The following is a 22573-nucleotide window of genomic DNA, read 5'->3' on the forward strand; positions in this document are numbered from 1 at the left end:
ACCCTCCGCGAACTCCAGTACCGCAGCGAAACCATCGACGGATGCCTCGCCGCAACCGGACTCACCCTGACGACATCACGCCGACAAGCTCAGTAGAACCCAAGCACGCCGGGGCCCGCCGTGGCGGACGGCGGCGAAGGCGAGGCCGGACGGCCGCGTCCCCGCGCCGGGAGCCGCCCCGGCCGGCGCCGGCGCGTCCCACGGCAGGGGGCCGGCGGTCATCTCTCCCCTCCCCGGTCCCGGCCGTCGACGCGGTGCGGGAGGGAGCCGGGCGTGCACGTCACCGGGGCGTGCACGGGCACGGCGGCGGGGACGAGGGGCTCGGCCGTACGGGACACGGCACACTCCTTCCGGCGGGGGTGACGGAGCAAGGGCGGGGGCGGGAAGGGGAGGGGTGGCGGCCGGCTCGCGCCAGCGGCCCTCGGAGGCGGGTCGCCTCACCGCGGCCCGGGCCTGGGGATCGGAGCATCACCGCACTCCGGCAGCCGGGGCACCGGCTCCTTCGGCATGCCCGACGATCCGCGGAGGGGTCCGGTTCGGGTGCTGCGGTGGGCCCGCCCGGTCGGACCCGGCCGGGAGCGGGCCTACCGGCCCCGCCCGGTCGGCGGTCCGCCGGCCGCACCGCGCATCCGGTCCGACCGTGCGGGTCGCTCCTCCCCGTGGCAGACGCCCGGCGCCGGACCGCGCGGGTGCCGGGGGCCTGGTGACGGGTCAGCGGGTGACGTCGAAGGTGGCCGCGCGGGGCACGAAGGTCGTGCCGCCGTCCTTCGCCGTCGCCAGTACCGACACGTACCAGGTGCCTTCCGCCAGGTCGGCCGCGTCCTGCGGCGTCACCTCCGGCGTATAGGTGCAGCGGGACGTCCTGTCCGAGACGCTGCGGCAGGTGGCCTTGTCCACGTGCCGCAGCTCCGGCTCGGTCGGGTCGAGCTCGGAGCTCGCCGGCCACGCGATGACCCTGACCTCACGGACACCCGAGTCGTCGCTCACGTCCGCGGTGTAGGAGAGCTTTCCCCCGCCCGGCTGGGAGGGCGCGACGTAGACGGCGGAGCCGTTCTCCACGGTCGGTGCCGTGGTGGTGGAGGCCATGGCGTAGCCGCCGGCGGTGACGGCGCCGAGGGTGGCGAGGCCGATGAGGGACGGGACGAGAACGCGCTTGGACATGGTGGATCCCCCTGCTGAGAGTGAGGTGTCGAGGTGTGGGAAAGCTCGGAAGAACCGCTGGTCGGCCGCTTTCCCGACGTGATCGAGCCTAGGGCCGGGCGCAGGGCGCGGTCCTCACGCCGCGGAAGGATCATCGTGTCGAACCCGGGGTGCAGCGTCTGCACCCCGGGTAGGAGATCGCGGTCCGCCTCGAGCCCGAGGACAGCCGCTCACCCGCGGTCCTCACCTTGACCTCTTACGAAGAGGGCGGGCACTCGGCCTCCTCTCCCACCCCGACTCGTCGCACTCTCCGGCCTGACAGCCCAGCGGCCACCCCCTCCACCGGACACCGCATCCTGACGGCGGAAAACGCTCGGGGCGGCCGGACAGGTCCGGCCGCCCCGAGCTCGAACGCCGCCGGCCTCAGGCGGCCGGAGCGACGATCACGGCGGTTCCGTAGGCGCAGACCTCGGTACCGACGTCCTGAGCCGTCGTGACGTCGAAGCGCATGGCGAGCACGGCATTCGCGCCGCGCGCTCTGGTGGCCTCGACCAGCCGTTCCATCGCCTCGTTCCGGGTCTGCACCAGTGTCTTGGTCAGGCCCTTCAGCTCACCGCCGATCACCGACTTGAGTCCCGCGCCGAGCTGGGAGCCCAGGTTGCGGGAACGTACCGTGAGCCCGAACACCTCTCCGATGACCTGCTTCACATCGTGCCCGGGCACTTCATTGGTGGTCACGACCAGAACGTCCGAGCCCTGCGCCGTACCTCCGGTGTAGTCGTCAATGAGCATGGGGCCGCCTTGCAAAGAGAAAGGAATGAACGGTCTGACATCTGACCCGACGACGTCGGACAGTGCTGGTTCACCACCACCCTCACGGCCCTCACCGCCCTCACCGCCGAACCGACGTGTCCACGCGGCCGGGCGGGAAGGGCGGTGACTACATCCCGAGTGAGTCACCGGGCCGTACGGCGTCCGTCGCGTCGTGGTGCGTGCGTGGCCCGACCGGGTGGGACGGAATGCGAACCGTATGGCGGCTCCCGGCTCGGCACCGTGACCCTGCCGGTCGCGGATCAGCCGGACCACGAGACGGTGACGCGGTGGCTCACCGTGTGGGGCGAGCCGGTCCGTCGGGGTCCTCGAAGGGAGGGCAGCGTGGCTGAGACCGGGACGGGGTTGCTGGAGACATACGCGCGCCTGGTCGTTCGGATGCCTGCACCGTCGTGGCTGACTTTCGGTGGTACAGGTTCCATCGGGGCAGGGAGTGCTCCAGGTCCGGATCGAGGCGACTGCACGGGTCGGCGAAGCCCCTTGGTGCCACGGAGCCTGACGGGGAGGGCGGTTGGTGACGACCTCGAACAGATGCCTCTCGGGAGCGGCTCAAGAAGCGCAAGCACACACGGACCCGCACTTATAGAGAAGAGAGCGGATTACGTTTTCGCAGGTCAGAGAGGGTGACAGTGCCTCAGAACATGACTTCCAGCGCAAGTTGGGGCTGCTGAACTTGCGCCTCGAGTCAAGTTGCCCCGTATTCATTGCGACTTATGTGCGCAATCTCGCGACGGGCTTCGGAACCCTCGCGAACATGTCTCCGAAGTCATGTTCGACGCGGGCAACGCGCAGATAGGTCGCGTCATTGCTATCCATATGCGCAATCGCTACTGTGCTCGGCGTCTAGGTTTCGATCTTGAGGAGCACGCAGCGACATGTCCGCACAGCCTCGGAGGAACCCCCGCCGGGTCCCCGGCTCGTCCCCGCCTCGTGCGCCGAGTCCCAGCAGTCCGTACGCGGATGCGCTCGGCCCGAGGAAGAACCTCGTCGAGTTGCCCGTCGGCCACACGGCGGAGGTCAAGCCCCCGGTCACCGCCGGCGACTTCATCGGCAAGTACTTCGCCCAGGACAGCCTGGAGTTCCTGCGCTGGGCCGCCCGGTACTTCAGGGACGACAACGTGACCCTGTGCGTACTGCTCTACATGATGGGAAGTCAGGAAGTGGGAGGAGCGGTCGAGCTCAAGCAGGCCGAGATCGCAGCCGAGCTGGACATGAATCCCGCCCAGGTGTCACGGGCCCAGTCCAAGCTGAAGAAGCTGGGGCTGGCCTACTCCCCGAAGAAGGGGGCGATCCAGCTCCAGCCCGCGGTGACCCTCCGCGGAGGCTACCGACTGATCGAGAAACCCGTCCGGGGGTCGGCGGCCAGGAGCGTCAAGGTCCAGGTGGAACAGCTGAGCCTGCTCAATGAGCTGGTGCTCGACCCCCACGTTCCGGAGGAGTTCAGGGACATGGCCCTGCCGGGTGCGAAACTGCCCAGACCATCGTCGAGGACCCGCAAGCGTACGGAGAAGAAGCCGGAGGCGTGAGGATGAGGACTGCAGCGTCTGCGAACCCGGAGCCGCCGGAGCTGACATACGGCACCTTCAACGGCTTCGCCTACATGCCCGCGATGCCGGGGATCGCCTACCGAGTGCTCTTCCGGCTCCTGGGGACCCAGGAGCCGGGAGGGCGCTGCCTGGTCACCGAAGAGGAGCTGGCCGAAGCCCTGGACGTGCACCGCTCCATGGTGGGGCGGGGCCTGCAGGCCCTGATCCTCGCCAAGCTGGTGTTCCGCCAGGCCAAGGGCATTTACTTCCTCAACCCGATGATCAGTGGCGCGCGCAGCGTCACCGAGCACCTGGAGGCGATCGGGACGCTCGATCCCGCGGACCGTCTCGACGTCGACGACTACCAGGAGCGTTACGAGGCATCCGTCGCCCAGGCCGAGCAGGAGAAGAAGGAGAAGCGTCTGGGCCGCGGAAGGCCGTCCGGCCGTCCGAAGCCGGCCAAGGCCGCCGCTCCCGAGGGGAACGCGGAGGTACTGAACCTCTCGACGGTCCGTGACCGGTCACGGCGGAGGCCGTCCCGTCCGTGACACGACGGGCACACCATTGAGGCCCCCGCCGGAGCGGGGGCCTCAATGGGTCTAGGTTTCGGAGGCCAGCTTACCCTTCCGCTCGCACCGGCACCACGGAAGACCTTGACGCCCACGTCACACCGGCCCTCCGAGCCGGACGGCCGGCAGCCGGGCCAGGGTGTGCCGGAACACTCCCCAGTCGGCCCGGAAGAGGCTGTGGGGGTGCGGTGCGGGCGGATCGTCACGGAGGACGCCGTCGGAGATCTCGAGGCCCGTGGCATCCGCACGGTGCTCTCCGAGCGCGCGGATCGGCAGGCCAACCGCAGGGGAAAGGGCCGCAGCGGCGGACGGCCCCGAACCTCGGGCACCGAGACCTACAAGCGCAGGAACGATCGTTCAGCCTGTTCAAGCAGTGGCGAGGCTTGGCCACCCGCTACGACAGACTCGCGACTACGAAGTTGGGAGACACGGCCTACGTACGACACGGCGATGCCGTCCACGTCCGGGACGGACGCAGGTGTGCGCTTGCACGGCGTGACCGGACCGGATGTCGTCACGAGTGGCAGCAACAGCGGAGCGGTGAACAGGATCGGCGTCGCGGCAGGGGCCTTTCCGGTGGTCACGACTGGGGCGGCCCTGTTCTCCCGAAGCTACGGCGAAGTGACAAGTAGCTCTCTGTAGCGGATCTGGGGTGCACTTGTCAGTGTTTTTGATCTTCTGGGCTCATCGGGGGCCGTGTTCGGCGAGGTTGGTCCGGTCATGACGGCCGGAAGGAGCCTGGGGTGCGGCAGGAGTGGGAGCCGGAGGACCTGATCGAGGTCTGGACGCTGCTGGAGGAGGACCAGGAGCGGCTGCGGAACAAGTCGGGGGCGAACCGGTTGGGGTTCGCGCTGTTGCTGAAGTTCTTCGAGGTGGAGGCCCGGTTCCCGGAGGACGCCGGGGAGATCCCGGTGCCGGCGGTGTCGTACGTCGCCCAGCAGGTGAAGGTGGCGGCGGAGGAGTGGGCCGCGTACGACTGGTCGGGGCGGGCGATCAAGCGGCACCGGATGGAGATCCGGGGCGCGTTCGGCTTCCGTGAGTGCACGGAGGAGGACCAGGGCCAGCTCGCCGAGTGGCTGGCGGTCGAGCTGTGCGGGGTGGAGCTGAACCGGGACCGGCTGGCGGAGGCGGTGGTGGCCCGCTGCCGCAAGGATCGGCTGGAGCCGCCGGCGCCAGGACAGATCGCCCGGCTGGTGGGCAGGGCGGTCAGCACCTTCGAGGAACGGTTCTGCGCGGCCACGGTGGGCCGGCTGTCGGCGGCGACCCGGTCGCGGCTGGATGACCTGATCGCCGAGGACGCCGACACGGACGCGGACAGTGCGGGTGGCGGGGGCACGTTCTTCACCGAGCTGAAGGCGGACCCGGGTGCGCTGGGGCTGGACAGCCTGCTGGCGGAGGTGAACAAGCTTCAGCGGGTGCGCGGGCTTCAGCTTACGCCGGAGCTGTTCGGGGACGTGTCGGGGAAGCTGGTGGCGGCCTGGCGGGCGCGGGCGGCGAAGGAGTATCCCTCGGACCTGCGGGCGGCGGCTGGGCCGGTGCGGTACACGCTGCTGTCGACGCTGTGCTACGTGCGGGAGACGGAGATCACCGACTCGCTGGTGGAACTGTTCATCCAGCTCGTACAGAAGATCAACACGCGGGCGGAGAAGAAGGTCGAGGGCGAGTTCAACAAGGAGCTCAAGCGGGTCCGCGGCAAGGAGGGCATCCTGCTGCGGCTGGCGGAGGCGGCGGTCGCGGAGCCAGGCGGCACGGTCCGCAAGGTGATCTATCCGGTGGCCGGGGAGTCCACGCTGAAGGCCCTCGCCGCGGAGGCCGCGGCGAACGAGGCCCGCTACCGGGCCCGGGTGCGTACGGTCCTGCGCTCGTCGTACTCCAACCACTGGCGGCGTATGCTCTCGCCGCTTCTGAACGCGCTGGAGCTGAAGTGCAACAACACCACCTACCGGCCGGTGATGGACGCCATCGACCTGCTCAAGCGGTACCTGAACCAGCCCATCGCGAAGGAGGGCGCGTTCTTCGACGAGTCGGAGAAGATCCCTCTGGCCGGGGTGGTGCGCGAGGAGTGGCGCAAGGCGGTCGTGGATGAGCGGGGCCGGGTCGAGCGCATCCCGTACGAGCTGTGCGTGCTCGTCAGCCTGCGGGACGCGCTGCGGCGGCGGGAGATCTGGGTGCCGGGCGCGAGCCGGTGGCAGAACCCGGAGGACGATCTGCCACCGGACTTCGAGGACAACCGCGATGTGCACTACGACGCGATCCGCCAGCCGCAGGACCCGGAGAAGTTCATCGAGGTCTTGGAGAAGAGGCTGCGCGAGGCCCTGACCCGCTTCGACACGGCGCTGGAGCTGGGCACCACGGGCGGGGTGGACATCGTCAAGAAGCACGGCGAGCCGTGGATCAAGGTCTCGCCGCTGGGCAAGCAGGAGGAGCCGGAGAACCTCGTCGCCCTGAAGGCGGAGATCGAACGCCGCTGGGGCACCATCGACCTGATCGACATCCTCAAGGAGGCCGAGTTCGCCACCGGCTTCACCGGCGAGTTCACCTCGGTCGCCACCAGGGAGGCGGTCCCGAAGGCGGTGCTGCGGCGCCGGCTGCTGCTGGTGCTGTTCGCGCTGGGTACGAACATGGGCATCAAGCGGGTCGCGGTCACCGGCAAGCACGGCGAGAGCGAGGCCGTCCTGCGCCGGGTACGGCACCTGTTCGTCAACCGGACCAACCTGCGCGCCGCGCTGGTGCGGCTGGTCAACGCCACCTTCGCCGCCCGCGATGCCGCGTGGTGGGGCGAGGGCACCGCCTGCGCGAGCGACTCCAAGAAGTTCGGCTCCTGGAGCTCGAACTTCATGACCGAGTGGCACCAGCGGTACCGCGGGCCCGGGGTGATGATCTACTGGCACGTCGAGAAGAAGTCGCTGTGCGTCTACAGCCAGCTCAAGTCATGCTCGGCCTCCGAGGTCGCCGCGATGATCGAGGGCGTGCTGCGGCACTGCACGGACCTAGAGATCGACCGGCAGTACACCGACACGCACGGCGCCTCCATCGTCGGGTTCGCCTTCGCCCACATGCTCGGCTTCAACCTGCTGCCCAGGCTGAAGAACGTCGGCTCGGCGCGGCTGTACCGGCCGGCGGCCGGGGAGGACGAGAAGTGGCCGAACCTGGCGCCGGTGCTGTCGACCAAGACGATCGACTGGGACCTGATCCGCCAGCAGTACGACCAGATCGTGAAGTACACCACCGCCCTGCGCTTGGGCACTGCGGAGGCCGAGCAGGTCCTGCGGCGCTTCACCCGCGGCGGGCCGAAGCATCCGACGTACCGGGCGATCGAGGAGCTCGGGCGAGCGGTGCGTACGGCGTTCATCTGCGACTACCTCGCCGACGCGGACCTGCGGCGCGAGATCAACGACGGGCTCCAGGTCGTGGAGAACTGGAACTCCGCCAACCACGACCTGTTCTACGGCAAGGACGGCGACCTGACCGGCTCCGACAAGGAGTCCCAGGAGGTCTCCATGCTCGCCCTGCACCTGCTCCAGTCGGCGTTGGTGCACGTCAACACCCTGCTCCTCCAGGACATCCTGAGCGAGGAGAAGTGGCAAAAGCGGCTCACCGATGCCGACCGGCGGGCCCTGTCCCCGCTGTTCTGGACCCACGTGAACCCCTACGGTCGGTTCGAGCTGGACATGAACGCCCACCTCGACCTCGCCGCCGCGGCCATGGTGCCCGGCCCCCGCACCGCGCCCGATACGCGGACTCCCGAACCTGCAGCGGGGGGTGCGGCCGGGCCGGGGTCCTGAAGGCCCGTCCCCCGGCATCGCTGGCGGGCGGCTGAACTGAATCGTCCGCGGGAGGGGGTTGTCAGGCGCGCTGCGTGTCAGCTCAGTGTCGCCAGCGACTGCACGTCGTACGGGGCCAGTTCATCAAAGCGGCCATGGAGGACCTTCATGGCCCAGTTCGGGTCCTGGAGGAGTGCGCGGCCGACGGCGACCAGGTCGAACTCGTCGCGTTCCATGCGGTCGAGGAGGTTGTCGATGCCCTTGATCGGGGCGCCTTCGCCCTCGAAGATCCGGATGAAGTCGCCGTCGAGGCCGACCGACCCGACGGTGATGGTCTGCTTGCCGGTGAGCTTCTTCGTCCAGCCGGCCAGGTTCAGGTCGGAGCCGTCGAACTCGGGCAGCCAGTAGCGGCGGGTGTTGGCGTGGAAGGCGTCGACGCCGGCCGCGGCGAGCGGGGTGAGGATGGCCTCCAGCTCCTTGGGGGTCTCGGCGAGCTTGGCGTCGTAGGCCCCCAGCTTCCACTGGGAGTAGCGGAAGAGGATCGGGAACTGGGGCGAGACCGCGTCGCGGACCGCTGCGACGACTTCGGCGGCGAACTTCGTGCGGGCTACCGGGTCGCCGCCGTAGGCGTCGGTGCGACGGTTGGTGCGCTCCCACAGGAACTGGTCGATGAGGAAGCCGCCGGCCCCGTGGATCTCCACGCCGTCGAAGCCGATGCGCTCGGCATCGACGGCGGCTTCGACGAAGGAGGCGATGACCTCGTCGATGTCCCGCTGGGTCATGGCCTTGCCCGTGCCGGCGGTGCCGTCGATCCGCAGGCCGGAGGGGCCGATGGCGGGGGCGTCGGGCAACGGGGGCCGCCCCTGCTCGCGGGCCATGCCGATGTGCCACAGTTGCGGCACGATCGTGCCGCCCGCCGCGTGCACGCCATCGGCGACCTTCGCCCAGCTCGCCAGCTGCTCTTCTCCATGAAAGCGCGGGACGCGATCGCTGTCGCCTGCGGAGGGGTGGCCGGGGTAGGTGCCCTCGGTGATGATCAGGCCGACGCCGGCGGCGGCGCGTCGCGCGTAGTACGAGGCCACGTCCTCGCCGGGTATGCCGTCGGGGGAGAACTGGCGGGTCATCGGCGCCATCGCGATCCGGTTGGGGATGGTCAGGCCGTTGACGGTGACGGAGCGGTCGAGTATCCCGGCTGCGCGGGTGCGGGCGGCGGGGGTGAGGGTCACGTGGTGCTCCTTGCGATGCTGATGTGCGGGTCGGCGCGGTGCGCTGGTTTCCGTGTGCGGGTGCCGCCCTGCCGGAGCGGGTCCGGTGCGCCAGGGAAGATCGCCTTGACCGGTACGGGGGGAGTCTGGGGTGAGGGCGGGTCAGCGGCCGGCGGGGAAGAGGTCCTCCAGGTAAAGACCAACGCGGCCGGTCCGGGTGGCCTGGCCGGTGAGTTCCCTGACACGGGCGGCGCTGATCACGGCGGAGGGTCCGTTGAACATCCACTCGCGGGCCTGCTCCTGGGTCATGCCTGTGGGGGGCTCTCCGACGTAGGGCAGGACGTTGATGGGGGTGCCGGCCTCGTGGCGCCAGCTGTCGGCGAGCGAGCCGACGTCGACGGCGTCGTAGCCGAGGGTGTCCATGAACCGCACGACTTGGGCCTTGGCCCTGGCGTCGTCGCCGGTGACGGGCAGGGCACTGCGCTCGGGGTGGCCGGAGGGTCGGGCCGAGCTGTACAGGCGGAGGAAGTCCATGTTGCCGAGCGTCTTGATGACGTGTGCTCCGGACAGGTGGCGCTGGAGCAGCTCGCTGCTGGTGGTGCGCCGCTCCTCCAGGTCGTCGATCCGGCCGTCACGCTCGGGGAAGTAGTGCATCGTGTCGATGACGGTCTTGCCGGCGAGGGCATCGACGGGGAGCTTGTCGTAGGCGTGGAAGGGCAGGGAGACCACCACGAGGTCGGCGGCCTCGGCGGCCTCGACCGGAGTGGCGGCGCGGGCGGCGTCGCCGAGCTCGGCGACGCTGTCGGCCAGGGTCTCGGGGCCGCGCGAGTTGCTCAGGATGACGTCGAGTCCGGCGTCGACGGCGAGGCGGGCGAGGGTGCGGCCGATGTTGCCGCTTCCGATGAAGGCGATGGTCTGGGGCATGGCGAACGTCTCGTTCCTGGATGCTGAGGGAGTGGCTTCTGCAGCGGGCGGGCTGGCTGCGGTCAGCAGCTGTGGGCGGGGGTCGGGCGTGCGGTCTTGGGACACGAGGTCTCGTGGCCGGCCGTGGTCGGTGGTGCGGCTGCGCCGGAGCGGGCCGGGTCACATGTCGCGGTACCGCTTGGCCGCGGCCAGCAGGGGCCGCAGGGTGTCCGCGGTGACGGGCTGTCCCGGGCCGGGGTCGCCGCCCTGCGCGGTGGTGGTCAGGCTGTGGCCGGTGCTGAAGTAGGGCTGGCTGTAGGCGGCTGTGTCGCGCTGGAAGCGCCAGCCTTCGGCGAGGGGACCGACGTCCAGGGCGTCGTAGCCGATGGAGTCGAGGAACGCCTCGACGGTCTTCTTGGCGTCCTGGTCGTCGCCGGCGATGGCCAGGGCCGAGCGTTCCGGGTGGCCGGTGGGCCGGGCGAGGTTGCCGAGGTGGACGTAGAAGATGTTGTTCATCGCCTTGACCACGCGCGACTCGGGCAGGTGGGCCTGGAGCAGCTCGCTGGTCGTGGTGGTCTCGTCGTCGAGTTCGGCGATGCGGCCGTCGCGCTGGGGATAGTAGTTGTTGGTGTCGATGACGACCTTGCCGCGCAGCGGTTCGACGGGGACCGTGCGGTAGGCGTGCAGCGGAACGGTCACGACCACGATGTCGCCCGCGGCGGCGGCCTCGGCGGGGGTGGCCGCGCGGGCCTGGGGACCCAGCTCCGCCACCACAGCGGCCAGGCTCTGGGGTCCGCGCCGGTTGCTCAGGACGACGTCGTGGCCGGCGGCGACGGCCAGGCGTGCGACGGTGCCGCCGATCAGTCCGCTGCCGATCAGTCCGATGGTGCTCATACAGGTGTCCCTTCGAGACGGGGTGGGATGAGGGGATGGGTCTTTGTTGCGGGGCGTGGCTGTTATCGGGAGGTGGAGGCGGGCTCGGGTGCCTCGGTGACCGCCGGGGCGGGGGCGGGCGTCGCGCGTGGGTGGCGGCGGGTGAGGTGCCGGTCCAGCAGGGTGCTCGCGACGGCCGCCAGGGCGAAGACCGCGCCGACCCAGCCGATCCCGGCCAGGCCGGGGCCCGCGTCGATGACCAGGCCGGAGACCCAAGGGGCGACGGCGATGCCGACGTTGAAAGCGGCGATGTTCACCGCACCGCCCAGCGTCCTGGTTTCGCCGAGGATGCCGAACACCCGGGCATTGACGGCCGGATTGGTCACGAAGCCCCCGGCAGCCAGGAGGACGGCGAGCGGGATCACCACCGCGGGCACGGGCGCGGTCGTCCCGATGGCAGCGGCCACGACCGCGACCGTGCCCATGCCGGTCAGCAGGACCCCGAACGGCGCCCGGTCCGCGATCCGGCCGCCCACCGTGAGGCCGGCCAGAGCGCCCACCCCGTACAGGCCGAGCACCACCGGGACGAGCCCCTCGGACAGGCCCGTGACGTCCTGAAGGAGGGCGCCGAGGTAGGAGAAGATCGCGATGGTGGCGGAGATGGTCAGCGCGGTGGTGGCGTAGGCAACCCACAGCCGTGGCACGGCCAGGGAGCGCAGTTCCCTGCGCAGCCCCGGCCGCGGAGCCGTCGTGTCGGGCCTGCCGGGCAGGGTGAGCAGCACCGCGGTCGCGGACAGCACGGCCATCACGGCCACCGCCCAGAACGCGGCCTGCCAGCTGGCGTGCTGCGCGAGCAGCGTGCCGGCCGGAACGCCGAGGATCATGGACAGGCTCAGCCCGGACACGACCACGGACATCGCCTTCCCGCGCCGGTCGGCGGAGACGAGCGAGACCGCTGTGACCGAGGCGAGCGCCCAGAACCCGGCGTACGCCATGCCCGTGACCACCCGCATGACCAGCAGGAAGTCGAAGTGCGGCACGAGCGCGGCGGCCACGTGCCCGGCGACGAACACCGCCTGAAAACCGGCCAGCGCCGCGCGGCGGGGCAGCTTCAGGGTGACCAGCGTCAGCACCGGAGCGCCGACGACCATGCCGATCGCGAACGCCGAGACCAGCAGCCCCGCCTCGGACAGCGAGACGTCCAGATCCCCGGCGAGGGAGGGCAGCAGCCCGGAGAGCATGAACTCCGAGGTGCCCTGGGCGAACGTGCCGAACCCGAGGACATAGATGATCAAAGGCATGATGAGGGTGCTCCAGAGGACATCGCCAGGCGAGCGGGTTGCCGCGTGGGCAAGACGGCCTGGTCAAGCAGGACCGCCGTGATCCAGGTTCACGCCGCCGCACAGCGGATCAGCCGCCAAACCTGGCCCAGCCGAGCCTGGGTCCAGCTGGGCCACCCTGAGCGGGGTGGCTGCCCCGCTCCCGGCGAATACTGGAGGAATGGAGCAGAACGCTGAACTGGCCGACTTCCTCCGCACCCGCCGGGCCCGCTTGACCCCGGCCGAGGCGGGACTGCCTGCGGGTATCGGTGTCCGCCGGGTCCCGGGGCTGCGCCGCGAGGAGGTCGCCCAGCTTGCCGGGGTGAGCACGGACTACTACACCCGCCTCGAACAGGGCCGGCACCCCAACGTCTCCGAGGCTGTCCTGGATGCCGTTGCCCGCGCCCTGCGCCTGGACGACGACGAACGCGCTCACCTCTTCGACCTCGCCCGCACCCGCAGCCGTACCGCGCGTCCGCAGCGCGGCCGCCCCCAGCCCGTGCAGCGGGTGCGCCCTGAGGTTCACCGGATGCTGGACGTCCTCAACAGCGTCTCCCCGGCTTTCGTCGCCAACCACCGCGGCGACGTGCTCGCCGCCAACCAGCTGGCCAAGGCCCTGATCATCGACTGGGAGGCACTGCCCTACCGGGAGCGCAGCTTCGCCCGCTTCGCTCTGTTCGATCCGGCAGCCCGCGAGCTGTACCGGAACTGGGACGAGGTCGCGGAGATCGTCGTGGCCAACCTGCGCCTCGAAGCCGGACGCCACCCCGACGACGCCCTGCTCAACGAGCTGATCGGCGAGGCCGTCGTCCGGGTGCCCGAGTTCAGCACCTGGTGGGACACCCACCGAGTGGCCCAGTGCGCCCACGGCACGCAGCACTTCCACCACCCCGTGGTCGGTGAGCTCACCCTGAATCACGAGACCCTGGCCCTGCCCGCCGACACGGACCAGACCATTTGCGTCTACACCGCGGAACCCGGCACCGCCTCCGCGCAGGCCCTCGCCCTCCTCGCCAGCTGGAGCGCTCCCGCCGCCGTCCGCGGCGACGGCGCGTCTCAGGCCGACCTGCCCGGCACCGCGATACACCCTGAGTGACCGACGCACACCAGCCTGCGCACGCGGGCAGGTGGGCTCGCTCGACTTCGCGTCCTGCCGCCCGTGCCCGTGAAAGGAAGCCCATGTTCCACGCCACCACCCCCGCCGACCCGTCCCACGGCGAGGGCGACCATCTGCGTCTCGTCTGGCCCCAGTGGCAGGGCGCCGGCGCCGCCGTCGTCAAGGAGCTGGCTCCCGAGTTCCCGCTCGGCGTCGCCCGCCGTGGCTATGCGGTCGGCACCAAGGTGCTCGAAGCCATCCTGCCGCCGCACGAGGGCCCCACCGCGACCGTCCCTGTCACCATGAGCGACGACGGCCTGGAGGAGCGTGATGGTGTTGAGGCCAAGGCCGTGGTGCTGAAGCAGCTCGCGAGCGCCCTGGACGTGATCCGCGATCACGATCCGGCACGGATCACCACCCTCGGCGGCGAGTGTGCGGTCAGCGTGGCCCCCTTCGCCGAACTCGCCCGCCGCTACGGCGACGACCTGGCCGTGATCTGGATCGACTCCCACCCCGACATCGGCACCCCGGACAGCGCATACAAGGGCTACCACGCGATGGCCGTCACCGCCCTCACCGGCCACGGCGACGACGACGTACAGAAGCTGCTGCCCGCCACCGTCTCCCCCGACCGCCTCGCCCTTGTCGGCCTGCACGAGTGGACTGACGACGATTTCCCCAACATCGCAGCCTGGGGCACCCCCTCCTTCAGCCCTGACCAGCTGCGGGCCTCCACCAGGCCCTTCCTCGACTGGCTGCGGGCCACCGGCTGCTCCCGTGTCGCCGTCCACTTCGACGTCGACACCATCGACAGCAACGAGATCGGCCTCGGACTCGGGTTCGTCCCGGGCGGACTCACCAGCAGCGAAGTACGTCGCATCGTCGCCGACATCGACGAAGCGGCGGACGTCGTCGGCCTCACGATCGCCGAGTTCATTCCCCGGCAGGTCATGCACCTCCAGCAGATCCTCAACGGCTTCCCCCTGCTCCAGAACGGGTGACCTGCCCACTGACGGCAGAAATCCCGTTCTCACGCACGAGCGGCGCCCCCGTTTGCACGTGGGGCGCCGCTCGTGCGACACGGACAGATACGTCCCGGCCTCACGGAGCCCCCGGGGGAACCGTGAGCCCGGGACAGGACGGCGGAGCTGTGAGTCAGCCCAACTGCGCCTTGTAGCCGATCTGCTCGGCGAGACTCAGCTCCTGGCACATGAACCACAGGTCGGTGATCTTGCCCTCGTCGTCGAAGTGCAGCACACCAATCTCCTCCCACTCCACGCGCTTGCCCGTGGCCGGGGCACCGGCGAACGTGCCGGAGTGCAAGGCAGTCATGCGGTACTGGAGCATGACGGTGTTGCCGGAGGCCACGATGTCGCGGGCCTCCGCCGTCTGGTCGGTCAGCGCCCCGGACAGCACCTTCCAGCCCGCCTCAAGCCACTCCACGAAGTTGCCGCTCTGCGGGATCGCGTCCCCGGTGAGCGCATACAGGTCCGCGAAGCCAGCCCGCCGGATAGGGGCATCCGGAGTCACCAGCGAGCGGATGAGGTCGAAGTCACCCTTCGGCATCGCGTCCTGGAGCAGCAGCAGCGTGTTGTCAAGGTTGCGCTGGGCAACGGCGTCGGTCATGTCGATTCCTCTCACGACGGGATGGAGACGCCGGGGCGACGGATGCCGCCGAAGACCGGTATCCCCTCCAGGGGGCGCGGCTCCCGGGCGGCTCTTCCGGCGACCAGACCGCGCCTTACCAGTCTTTCTCTCCAAACGGCGCCCGCGCCTCGGCAACGTAGCCCAGCCGGACCTAGGCCCAGCTGAGCCAGATCCCCCGCAGCACCCGCGCGAAGGTCTGCGTCGTCCCTCGGCGCCCACGGCATGGCCCCCGGACCGTCCCGCCCTGGCCCCGGTCTGCCCCGCCCCTCTGACGGCCTCGGCAGTTGAATCGCGGTCACGCACAAGATGGACTTCGACCGCGGCGTCTGGGAGCGCCGAGTCAGTGGCCGGCCCGGTCCGACGGGGAAGACGCGACGGCGCCACGCGAGGCGCATGCGGACTGCGGTCGGTCCAGCGCGGCGGGCGGCCCTTGCGACGTTGTCGCTGACGCACGGCTCCGAGTACGAAGCTCGAACAGGTGGCAGCGACACCGGCCGCCGCGCCTGGAGATCCCCCTCAACTGGAAGCGATGGCCAGAGCTGCGCGCACCCTTACTGTCACAAACGGTCCTTTGCGCGAGCATGATCAATCGTGGGTCGCCGGACCCTCGCTCGACCCGGATTAGCTCTCAGAACCCGTTCTCACTCAAAAGCGGGACGGGCCCCCTTTTGAGACTTGCATTGTGCGAAAATGCGGGCCCATGACGGTCCCTCAGCAGCCCTCCCCGGCCGACCGGTCGGACGCGGACGACGTCGAACAGCACGCCTGTCCGAAGTGCGACGCGCAGCCCGGCTCGCCGTGCCGCTCCCGCGGCGGCGCCGTCGCCTCCGCCTACCACACCCGCCGCTTCACCACGGTGCCCCGGCTGAAGAAGGCGCTGCGGGTACCGACCCCCGGCCGACCGGGGGCCGGGCCGACCCTGGCGGCCCGGCACTCCGCCGCCGGCGCCGATCGATCCGGACCTGCCGAGCGCGGACATCCGCATCGGGTACGCGAGATGCTCGACGCTCGGGCAGGAACTCGACTCCCAGCTTGACGCGCTCAGCAAGCACGGCATCCCCAGGGACAAGATCTTCAGCGAGAAGATCAGCACCCGGGTGCGGGTCCGGCCCCGGTTCGAGGAAGCGCTGCGGACGGCGCGGGAGGTCAAGGCGCACGCCCCGCACTGCCGCGTCATCTTCACGGTGTACGAGATGAAGCGCCTCGGCCGCGACGCCGCCGAACTCACCGCGCTCGCTGATCACCTCACCGCCCACGGCCTCATCCTGGAGATGCTCGCTGGGCCCCTGCCCGGGATCTACGACCCGACAGGGCCCGGGAAGCTGCTGTTCGCGTTCTTCGCCGCGATGGCGGAGACCGAGCGGGAGAAATCCGGGAGTCGACGCTGGAAGGGCTCGACACCGCGGCCCGCAAGGGCAAGCACGGCGGCCGGCCCCCGGTCATCACCGACGACATGCTGCACACCGTGCTCCGCCGCCGGGCGAGCGGCGAGTCCGTCGAGCAGATCCAGCCCGACCTGATCATCCCCACCGGCAAACGCAAGGGACGGAACCCCTCCCTCGCCAGCATCTACCGGGCGCTCGCCGAACACGCCAAGCGCGAGGCATACCCCGAAGCCGTCGAACAGGCCCACACCGACTTCGCCCCCCAGGCCGGCGAACTCCCCGGGCCCCGCCCCACTATCCCTGACCGCGCGTCACTCTGATCACAGAGAGCTACTTGTCACTTCGCGGCAGCTTCGGGAGAACAGGGCCGTCTTGTTCGGGTGGTCGTCGCGCACCTCGGCGACCATGCGCACCGCACGACGGCGGAGCTCAAGCGGGTAACGGGAAGGTCGTGCCATGACTCGATCCTTTCATGAAATCGAGTCTCCATTCGAGCTGGGGCGGTTCAGCTCACAGTGGCTCTTCCCCGGACGCCGGCCCGGCCAGCCGATGAACCCGGTCAGCCTCCAAGTGCACTTGCGTGAGATCGGCGTCCCGCCGCAGCTCGGCAGGACCTCCGCCATCCGACAGCTCGTCCTTCAAGCCCCGGCTCCCGTCATCGCCAAGGCGCTGGGTTACCACGACAAGACAGCCACCCGCCTGGTCACCGAAGCTGGAGGAACCTGGAGTCGATACGCTCCCGGCGACCACACACGGTGATTGCGCCTGAGTTCGGTTCGCCGCTCCACACACTCGCGAGATCAGTCGTCTGGCGGAAACTCCCGGTCCAGAAGCTGTAGTACCTCCTGCTGCCGCCGATGAAATGCTGGCAGCAGGGGCTGCACGAAGGCGAGATGCTCCGTAATCGACAAGCCCCGATGAGCAGGCGGCTGGGCCGGGTGATTCCGATCAAGGGCCTTGTTTATCGAAGCACAGAACAGGTACGCCGTTCCCATAGCCTCCGAGTCGAAAACGATCTGCCCGGCCGCCACTGAATCGATCGGACCACATACGCCTTCGACCAAGGCGCCCAGCACATCAACGGCGACCGCTGGATCACCGTCCGGGTCCCACCGAGCATGCCTGAGCGCAGCGCGCATGCCCTCAGCCAACTCCGAAGCCGACGGCTCCGCCAGATCGCTCGCCATACCCGCATCGTCCCAGCCTGGCTCGCGGAAAACCACCCGGAACCAGCTACTCGCCGTGACCGAAGTCGTGGATGCCCAGCGAATACACGACACCTCAACATGCGATCCCACCAGTCCCGAGGCCGAACTCCGCGGGGTAGTGCTTCATGACCACGAGCTGTCCGTTCTCAGATCCTCAGGATCCAGTGTCTCGTGTGTCCAAGATCAAGGGTCAAGGCCCCTGCGGGCCTGCCCCCAGCCGTGACCCGGGCGGGAGGGCCGCAGGACGGACGGGCCCTCTCGCCCGGGTGCGGCCGGACCGGTTGCCGGTGCAGCTTCGTGTCGTCTACGGTGGCGGCATGGGTTCCCTGTGATCGGTACGTGTGGTCCGCGAGGGCGTGGGACGTCGAGCCTGGCTCCGTCACCGCGTCCGGCCGTGCACGCCTGAGAGACGGACGCGCTGCGATTCCTTCGCCATGCGCTGTTTCCGCCGGACGGAACCGCTCCCAACGGTCTGGGTTACCGACTGTCTGCGTTTTCCTGACGGACTGCTGTGTGCGCGGCGACATCACTCAACCCAGATCAGGAGGACTCCTGCGTGTCGACAGCGCAACTCGCTCTGCATGACATCACCAAGCGTTACCGGGACCACGTCGTACTCGACCGGATCGGCTTCACCATCAAACCGGGCGAGAAGGTCGGTGTCATCGGGGACAACGGATCCGGCAAGTCCACGCTGATCAAGCTCATCGCCGGGCGGGAACAGCCGGACAACGGTGCGCTGACGGTGGTCGCGCCCGGCGGCGTCGGCTATCTGGCCCAGACACTGGAGCTGCCGCTGGACGCCACGGTCCAGGACGCCGTCGACCTGGCCCTGGCCGACCTGCGGGAGCTGGAGGAGGGCATGCGCCGGGCCGAGGCCCAGCTGGCCGAACGGCCCTACCAGACGGGCCAGGACCCCGAACTCGCCGGCCTTCTGGAGAGTTATGCCGCGCTGGTGGACCGGTACCAGGCCCGCGGCGGCTACGAGGCCGACTCCCGGGTGGAGATCGCGCTGCACGGACTCGGGTTGCCCGGGCTGGAACGCGGCCGGCGGCTGGGCACCCTGTCCGGCGGCGAGCGCTCGCGCCTCGCCCTGGCCGCCACGCTGGCCTCGGAACCCGAACTGCTGCTGCTGGACGAGCCGACCAACGACCTGGACGACCGGGCCGTGGGCTGGCTGGAGGAACACCTGCGCAAGCACCGCGGCACGGTTGTGGCGGTCACCCACGACCGGCTCTTCCTCGACCGGCTCACCACCACGATCCTCGAGATCGACTCCGGCAAGGTGATGCGGTACGGCAACGGCTACGAAGGCTACCTGGCCGCCAAGGCGGCGGAACGGCAGCGCAGGCTGCTGGAGTACGAGCAGTGGCGCGCCGAACTGGACCGCAGCCGCGAGCTGATCGCGTCCAACGTGGCGCGCCTGGACGCCATTCCGCGCAAGCTGCCCTTCGCCGTCTTCGGAGCCGGACAGTTCCGCATGCGCGGGCGGGGCCACGGAGCGATGGTGCGGATCCGCAACGCCAAGGAACGGGTCGCGCGGCTGACCGAGAACCCGGTCGTGCCGCCGCCCGAGCCGCTCACCTTCACCGCCGAGATCACCACCGAGGCCGCACAGCCCCAGGAGACGGTGGCCGAACTCACCGCCGTCCGGGTCGGCGACCGGCTCGGCATCGACTCCCTGCGCCTCGGGCCCGGCGAACGGCTGCTGATCACCGGCCCCAACGGGGCGGGCAAGACGACGCTGCTGCGAGTGCTCTCCGGAGAGCTGGCACCCGACAGCGGATCGGTGCGGGTGTCGGGCAGGGTAGGACACCTGCGGCAGGAACAGACACCGTGGCAGAAGGGGATGACCGTCCTCCAGGCGTTCGGCAGCGGACGGGCCGGTGACATCGACGAACACACCGAGGCGCTGCTCTCCCTCGGGCTGTTCAGCCCGGACGACCTCCGGCAACGTGTGCAGGACCTCTCGTACGGACAGCGGCGCCGCATCGAACTCGCCCGGCTGGTGACCGAACCGGTCGACCTGCTGCTGCTGGACGAACCCACCAACCACCTCTCGCCCGCGCTCGTCGAGGAACTGGAGGAGGCACTGACCGGCTATCAGGGCACAGTCGTCGTCGTCACCCACGACCGGCGCATGCGGTCCCGCTTCAACGGCGCCCAACTGACGCTGCGGGACGGGCACGTCGCCGAGATCACCGCCACCTGATCGCCGAAGCGGTGCGCAGGAGGGACGGGAGTCAGGGGCCCGTCCCTCCGGACGGTCAGAGGCGGACCGGCACGCCATACGCCCGGAAAGGGCTGCCGTTCCAGGGCGGACGGCGATACGGCGAGAGCCAGGCAGGAGGCGCAGCCGAACACGGTAGCGAGGGCGACCGCGACCTCCTGATGGGCCATGGCGGCGCCCAGGCAGCGAGGAGTACCAGATGCCTGTCCATCTCGTGCAACGTCACCACATTGACGGACCCGGCCAGGACTGACGGCCCGCGGAGTCATTCGTCGGCGCGGTCGTCGTCCTCGTCGAGACCGCCGGCTCCGAGGTCACGGAGTGGGCGCAGGGCGCCGTCAACCGGGGTGGAGGAACGGAAGCTGTAGCGGCCGAGCACGTTGAGGTCGGCGTGCTTGAGCGGGGAGACGCGGGCGACGTCCTGGTCCAGGACGTCGTGCTCGCGCTCCTCGGAGGGCAGGGTCCGCAACTCTTCGACCGCGGCGTCGAGATAGCGGGTCGTCCACAGCACGGCTGCATTCAGCACGAGACCGAGGGCGCCGAGTTGGTCCTCCTGGCCCGTCTTGTACGCCTGCATGATCTACCCGCGCTTGCCGTGGCAGATGTCGCGGGCGAGCTTGTGGCGGGACTCCTGCACGGTGAGCTGCCGGTTCATCTGCCGCCGGTAGGTGTCGTCGACGGGATCGACCACACGCAGCAGGTGCAGGGTCTTGGCGATCCGCCCGTACTCGGCGAACGCGGTGCCCAGCGGCGTGGGGCGTCCCTCGCGGCCGAACATCCGCAGCAGGTCGTACGCCCGCACCTGCCCAGTGACCAGGGAGCCGATCACCCGGAGCATGTCCGGCCAGTGCGTGATCACCTTGTTCAGGTTCGCCTTGTTGCAGGCCAGCGGCTCCAGCAGCCCGTACCCGCCGGTCTCTACCTCGGGCAGCTCGGCCCGCCAGAACCTCTGGTCGGCCAGGTCGCGGAAGCGGGGCGAGAAGTTGTAGCCGAGTAGGGAGAACAGGCCGAACACCATGTCGGAGTAGGAGGCGTTGTCGGTGGCCACCCTGTCCGGCTTCACCCGGCCCAGGCGGAACGCCGAGATCTCATCCACCCGCTCCAACGCCTTCGCCAGGCTCGCGCCCGTCGTCCGCGTCGGCGGCCGGCGCAGCCGCTCCAACTCCGAGATCCACCACCCCTCCGGCACCCCGAGCAGCGCCACCAGATTCGCCGACAACGACGCGTCCGCCCGCCGCGCGGCGCCCGCCACCGTCTCATACAGCCGCTTCTCCGCGATCTGGAGTCTGATGCAGGTTCGGGTGACAGGTTCGTACGAATACGCGACACCTCAACATGCGAGCCCACCAGTCCCAAGGCCGGTGTACGCGTTCATCGAGGCGGAGAGGACCACCCACACCGTCGCTCTGCTGTGCCGGCTGCTGAAGGTGGCCCGGTCCTCGTTCTGCGCCTGGCGGTCCGGCGAGCAGGCCCGCCGGGCGAGGCAGGCCGCCGACGACGCCCTGGCCCACGAGATCACCGTGCTGCATGTCGCCTCCCGGCATACCTACGGGGTGCCGAGGATCCACGCCGAGCTGCGCCGGCTCGGCCGCCGGGTCAACCGCTGGGGGTGCCCCCGCTTGCGGGGGAGGGTGGAGCGGGTCATGCGCGAGCGCGGCATCACCGGGGTCACCCGGCGCAGGCGACGCGGCCTGAATGCCGAGGGACTTCGCCGTGTCCGCCACCGTACGCACCGGCCGATGCCTCTGCAGCACCGAGCACTCCTACGTCGGCGAGGACGGGAAGACGGCACGACCGACGTTGTGGCCGGGCTGCTCGCGCAGGCCCAGGACGGAGGGCACATGACGTCCCCACCCAGCCCCGCTCAACAAGCAGCCCGACCACCATCGCATCGCCTGCGGCCGCAGTATCAGCCTGCCCTCGTCAGGATTCCCGCACTCGCACCGTCGGACATGGGGGGACAGAAGACGTAGGAGGTAACACCGCTGCCAGCATTCCTCCATACCGGCGCATCACGCTGAATCAGGGGTCCCCCGGCCCAGGGATCGCAGATTACCACCGCTTTGTACTGTCCTGAGCCTGAATCGCACTGCGCTGCAGCGCCTTGTCCCCTCAGCTCATACCAGCAGTCCTCCGGCCACGCAGCGACCGCGCCCGCAGCAGCCGCGGACGGAAATGCTGCGACAATTCCGGCTGTCAGCGCGGCAGTGCAGAACAGCGACAAGAATCGCTTCTTCATGAAGAAGATCCTCCCTTTGTCGACGCAGGGGAAACTCAGACCCGGGTTTCGAAACCGGCACTCGTAGCTCGGCTATCGCCATTGCAGTATGCGATCGAAATCGCCCCGTCCCAATTCCGCCATGGACCGTATCCCCATGTAACGTCTCCATCAGACGGACTGGTGCACACGGCGATGGCTCGAAAGGAACCCCCGTTGGCTTTGTCGCAGGTGGCTTGCGCCCCCCAGTCGCCCCACACGACGGACTTGCAGCCGGTGGGCCGACCCATAGCCCCAGCATCCGTCGCCGCAGACGAGGCTGCGGCGTTCACGAAGATGTGCTGGTCGGCCAGCGCCGGAGCCGCGGCTCCTGCCACGACTGCCGCGGTCAACACACCCGCAGCCCATAAACGTCCTGTATACACGCTTTTGCCCTTCTGTGACGGTCAGGGCTTCGAGGCTGTCAGGTCCCGGCCTGCTGAGTCGTTGACTCGGAGTGGCCGGTTTCTTGACGATCCGTCGCCAGCGGTACAGGCCACGTATTCCGGGCGAGAGGTACGAGCTCTAACCTCGGGCTTTCGCGAGGTGGAGTGTCCGAGGCTTGATCAAATAAGCGGAGAGTGCTCCTGACCTGCAACGATGGGACTTGTCTAGGGTCC

Annotated in this window: 18 protein-coding genes and 2 pseudogenes; 11 read left to right on the forward strand and 9 right to left on the reverse strand. The window is 69.6% G+C overall.

Annotated elements, in window-relative coordinates; all coding sequences use genetic code 11:
* Positions 1 to 711: 711 nt before the first annotated feature.
* Together ACFY3N_RS35525 and ACFY3N_RS35530 are read right to left on the reverse strand one after the other, a co-directional pair.
* Positions 712 to 1161 carry a DUF5707 domain-containing protein gene (locus ACFY3N_RS35525; protein ID WP_390820912.1) on the reverse strand — a complete coding sequence of 150 codons (450 nt, stop codon included), beginning with the start codon at positions 1159 to 1161 and terminating at the stop codon, positions 712 to 714.
* Between the two features lie 402 nt (positions 1162 to 1563).
* Positions 1564 to 1932 (reverse strand): YbjQ family protein, encoded by a 369-nt coding sequence (locus tag ACFY3N_RS35530; RefSeq protein WP_390820913.1) that lies wholly within the window; start codon positions 1930 to 1932, stop codon positions 1564 to 1566.
* 914 nt (positions 1933 to 2846) lie between these two features.
* On the opposite strand from ACFY3N_RS35530, the gene ACFY3N_RS35535 reads away from it, so the two are divergent.
* The 4 genes and pseudogenes from ACFY3N_RS35535 (at position 2847) to ACFY3N_RS35550 (ending at position 7851) form a co-directional block, all read left to right on the forward strand.
* Positions 2847 to 3497: a hypothetical protein gene (locus ACFY3N_RS35535; RefSeq protein ID WP_390820914.1), complete on the forward strand. Its 651-nt coding sequence runs from the start codon at positions 2847 to 2849 to the stop codon at positions 3495 to 3497.
* A 2-nt stretch (positions 3498 to 3499) separates the two neighbouring features.
* Positions 3500 to 4045, forward strand: coding sequence for a hypothetical protein (locus ACFY3N_RS35540; RefSeq protein WP_390820915.1), 546 nt, complete (start codon positions 3500 to 3502; stop codon positions 4043 to 4045).
* Positions 4046 to 4192: 147 nt separating this feature from the next.
* Positions 4193 to 4476 (forward strand): annotated as a pseudogene (locus tag ACFY3N_RS35545) (IS5/IS1182 family transposase); the annotation flags it as partial.
* 333 nt (positions 4477 to 4809) lie between these two features.
* Positions 4810 to 7851: a Tn3 family transposase gene (locus ACFY3N_RS35550; protein WP_390820916.1), complete on the forward strand. Its 3042-nt coding sequence runs from the start codon at positions 4810 to 4812 to the stop codon at positions 7849 to 7851.
* A gap of 77 nt (positions 7852 to 7928) precedes the next feature.
* Here ACFY3N_RS35550 and ACFY3N_RS35555 read toward each other — a convergent pair whose 3' ends face one another.
* The 4 genes from ACFY3N_RS35555 to ACFY3N_RS35570 form a co-directional block, all read right to left on the reverse strand.
* Positions 7929 to 9056, reverse strand: a complete 1128-nt coding sequence (locus ACFY3N_RS35555; protein ID WP_390820917.1) for an NADH:flavin oxidoreductase — start codon at positions 9054 to 9056, stop codon at positions 7929 to 7931.
* Positions 9057 to 9197: 141 nt separating this feature from the next.
* Positions 9198 to 9959 (reverse strand): NADPH-dependent F420 reductase, encoded by a 762-nt coding sequence (locus ACFY3N_RS35560; protein WP_390820918.1) that lies wholly within the window; start codon positions 9957 to 9959, stop codon positions 9198 to 9200.
* A 159-nt stretch (positions 9960 to 10118) separates the two neighbouring features.
* On the reverse strand, positions 10119 to 10832 hold the full coding sequence (locus ACFY3N_RS35565) for an NADPH-dependent F420 reductase (RefSeq protein WP_390820919.1): 714 nt from the start codon (positions 10830 to 10832) through the stop codon (positions 10119 to 10121).
* 62 nt (positions 10833 to 10894) lie between these two features.
* A complete protein-coding gene (locus tag ACFY3N_RS35570; protein WP_390820920.1) occupies positions 10895 to 12112 on the reverse strand; it encodes a Cmx/CmrA family chloramphenicol efflux MFS transporter in 1218 nt (405 codons plus the stop codon).
* A gap of 199 nt (positions 12113 to 12311) precedes the next feature.
* On the opposite strand from ACFY3N_RS35570, the gene ACFY3N_RS35575 reads away from it, so the two are divergent.
* Positions 12312 to 13226, forward strand: coding sequence for a helix-turn-helix transcriptional regulator (locus ACFY3N_RS35575; protein ID WP_390820921.1), 915 nt, complete (start codon positions 12312 to 12314; stop codon positions 13224 to 13226).
* 83 nt (positions 13227 to 13309) lie between these two features.
* Positions 13310 to 14227 carry an arginase family protein gene (locus ACFY3N_RS35580; protein WP_390820922.1) on the forward strand — a complete coding sequence of 306 codons (918 nt, stop codon included), beginning with the start codon at positions 13310 to 13312 and terminating at the stop codon, positions 14225 to 14227.
* 154 nt (positions 14228 to 14381) lie between these two features.
* Here ACFY3N_RS35580 and ACFY3N_RS35585 read toward each other — a convergent pair whose 3' ends face one another.
* Complete coding sequence (locus ACFY3N_RS35585; protein WP_390820923.1) at positions 14382 to 14852, reverse strand: ester cyclase; 471 nt, start codon at positions 14850 to 14852, stop codon at positions 14382 to 14384.
* 721 nt (positions 14853 to 15573) lie between these two features.
* Here ACFY3N_RS35585 and ACFY3N_RS35590 point away from each other — a divergent pair.
* Genes ACFY3N_RS35590 through ACFY3N_RS35600 form a run of 3 tightly spaced genes read left to right on the forward strand, consistent with a single transcriptional unit; the run spans position 15574 to position 16578 of the window.
* Positions 15574 to 15909, forward strand: coding sequence for a hypothetical protein (locus tag ACFY3N_RS35590; protein WP_390820924.1), 336 nt, complete (start codon positions 15574 to 15576; stop codon positions 15907 to 15909).
* Positions 15857 to 16393, forward strand: a complete 537-nt coding sequence (locus tag ACFY3N_RS35595) for a recombinase family protein (RefSeq protein WP_390820928.1) — start codon at positions 15857 to 15859, stop codon at positions 16391 to 16393. The genes ACFY3N_RS35590 and ACFY3N_RS35595 overlap by 53 nt, the downstream gene beginning before the upstream one ends.
* Positions 16327 to 16578, forward strand: a complete 252-nt coding sequence (locus ACFY3N_RS35600; RefSeq protein ID WP_390820925.1) for a hypothetical protein — start codon at positions 16327 to 16329, stop codon at positions 16576 to 16578. The genes ACFY3N_RS35595 and ACFY3N_RS35600 overlap by 67 nt, the downstream gene beginning before the upstream one ends.
* Positions 16579 to 17058: 480 nt before the next feature.
* On the opposite strand, the gene ACFY3N_RS35605 is transcribed toward ACFY3N_RS35600, so the two are convergent.
* Entirely contained in the window at positions 17059 to 17445 is a 387-nt protein-coding gene (locus ACFY3N_RS35605; RefSeq protein ID WP_390820926.1) for a hypothetical protein, read from the reverse strand.
* Positions 17446 to 18022: 577 nt separating this feature from the next.
* Between ACFY3N_RS35605 and car(A) the strand changes: the two genes are divergently transcribed.
* Positions 18023 to 19678 carry an ABC-F type ribosomal protection protein Car(A) gene (gene car(A) / locus ACFY3N_RS35610; protein ID WP_390820927.1) on the forward strand — a complete coding sequence of 552 codons (1656 nt, stop codon included), beginning with the start codon at positions 18023 to 18025 and terminating at the stop codon, positions 19676 to 19678.
* Positions 19679 to 19961: 283 nt separating this feature from the next.
* Here car(A) and ACFY3N_RS35615 read toward each other — a convergent pair.
* Positions 19962 to 20765 (reverse strand): annotated as a pseudogene (locus ACFY3N_RS35615) (Tn3 family transposase); the annotation flags it as partial.
* A 220-nt stretch (positions 20766 to 20985) separates the two neighbouring features.
* Between ACFY3N_RS35615 and ACFY3N_RS35620 the strand changes: the two are divergent.
* The gene (locus ACFY3N_RS35620) at positions 20986 to 21669 is read left to right on the forward strand and encodes an IS3 family transposase (protein WP_390820929.1); all 684 of its coding nucleotides are present in this window, start codon (positions 20986 to 20988) and stop codon (positions 21667 to 21669) included.
* The last annotated feature ends 904 nt before the right edge of the window (positions 21670 to 22573 follow it).

This window comes from Streptomyces sp. NPDC000348, assembly GCF_042898795.1.
Taxonomy (GTDB): Bacteria; Actinomycetota; Actinomycetes; order Streptomycetales; family Streptomycetaceae; genus Streptomyces.

Bases quoted from the DNA above. Each gene is read 5' to 3' on its own strand.
- ACFY3N_RS35525 (WP_390820912.1), bottom strand. From the start codon at position 1,161: ATGTCCAAGCGCGTTCTCGTCCCGTCCCTCATCGGCCTCGCCACCCTC.
- ACFY3N_RS35530 (WP_390820913.1), bottom strand. From the start codon at position 1,932: ATGCTCATTGACGACTACACCGGAGGTACGGCGCAGGGCTCGGACGTT.
- ACFY3N_RS35535 (WP_390820914.1), top strand. From the start codon at position 2,847: ATGTCCGCACAGCCTCGGAGGAACCCCCGCCGGGTCCCCGGCTCGTCC.
- ACFY3N_RS35540 (WP_390820915.1), top strand. From the start codon at position 3,500: ATGAGGACTGCAGCGTCTGCGAACCCGGAGCCGCCGGAGCTGACATAC.
- ACFY3N_RS35560 (WP_390820918.1), bottom strand. From the start codon at position 9,959: ATGCCCCAGACCATCGCCTTCATCGGAAGCGGCAACATCGGCCGCACC.
- ACFY3N_RS35565 (WP_390820919.1), bottom strand. From the start codon at position 10,832: ATGAGCACCATCGGACTGATCGGCAGCGGACTGATCGGCGGCACCGTC.
- ACFY3N_RS35570 (WP_390820920.1), bottom strand. From the start codon at position 12,112: ATGCCTTTGATCATCTATGTCCTCGGGTTCGGCACGTTCGCCCAGGGC.
- ACFY3N_RS35575 (WP_390820921.1), top strand. From the start codon at position 12,312: ATGGAGCAGAACGCTGAACTGGCCGACTTCCTCCGCACCCGCCGGGCC.
- ACFY3N_RS35580 (WP_390820922.1), top strand. From the start codon at position 13,310: ATGTTCCACGCCACCACCCCCGCCGACCCGTCCCACGGCGAGGGCGAC.
- ACFY3N_RS35585 (WP_390820923.1), bottom strand. From the start codon at position 14,852: ATGACCGACGCCGTTGCCCAGCGCAACCTTGACAACACGCTGCTGCTG.
- ACFY3N_RS35590 (WP_390820924.1), top strand. From the start codon at position 15,574: ATGACGGTCCCTCAGCAGCCCTCCCCGGCCGACCGGTCGGACGCGGAC.
- ACFY3N_RS35600 (WP_390820925.1), top strand. From the start codon at position 16,327: ATGCTGCACACCGTGCTCCGCCGCCGGGCGAGCGGCGAGTCCGTCGAG.
- ACFY3N_RS35605 (WP_390820926.1), bottom strand. From the start codon at position 17,445: ATGGCGAGCGATCTGGCGGAGCCGTCGGCTTCGGAGTTGGCTGAGGGC.
- ACFY3N_RS35620 (WP_390820929.1), top strand. From the start codon at position 20,986: ATGCAGGTTCGGGTGACAGGTTCGTACGAATACGCGACACCTCAACAT.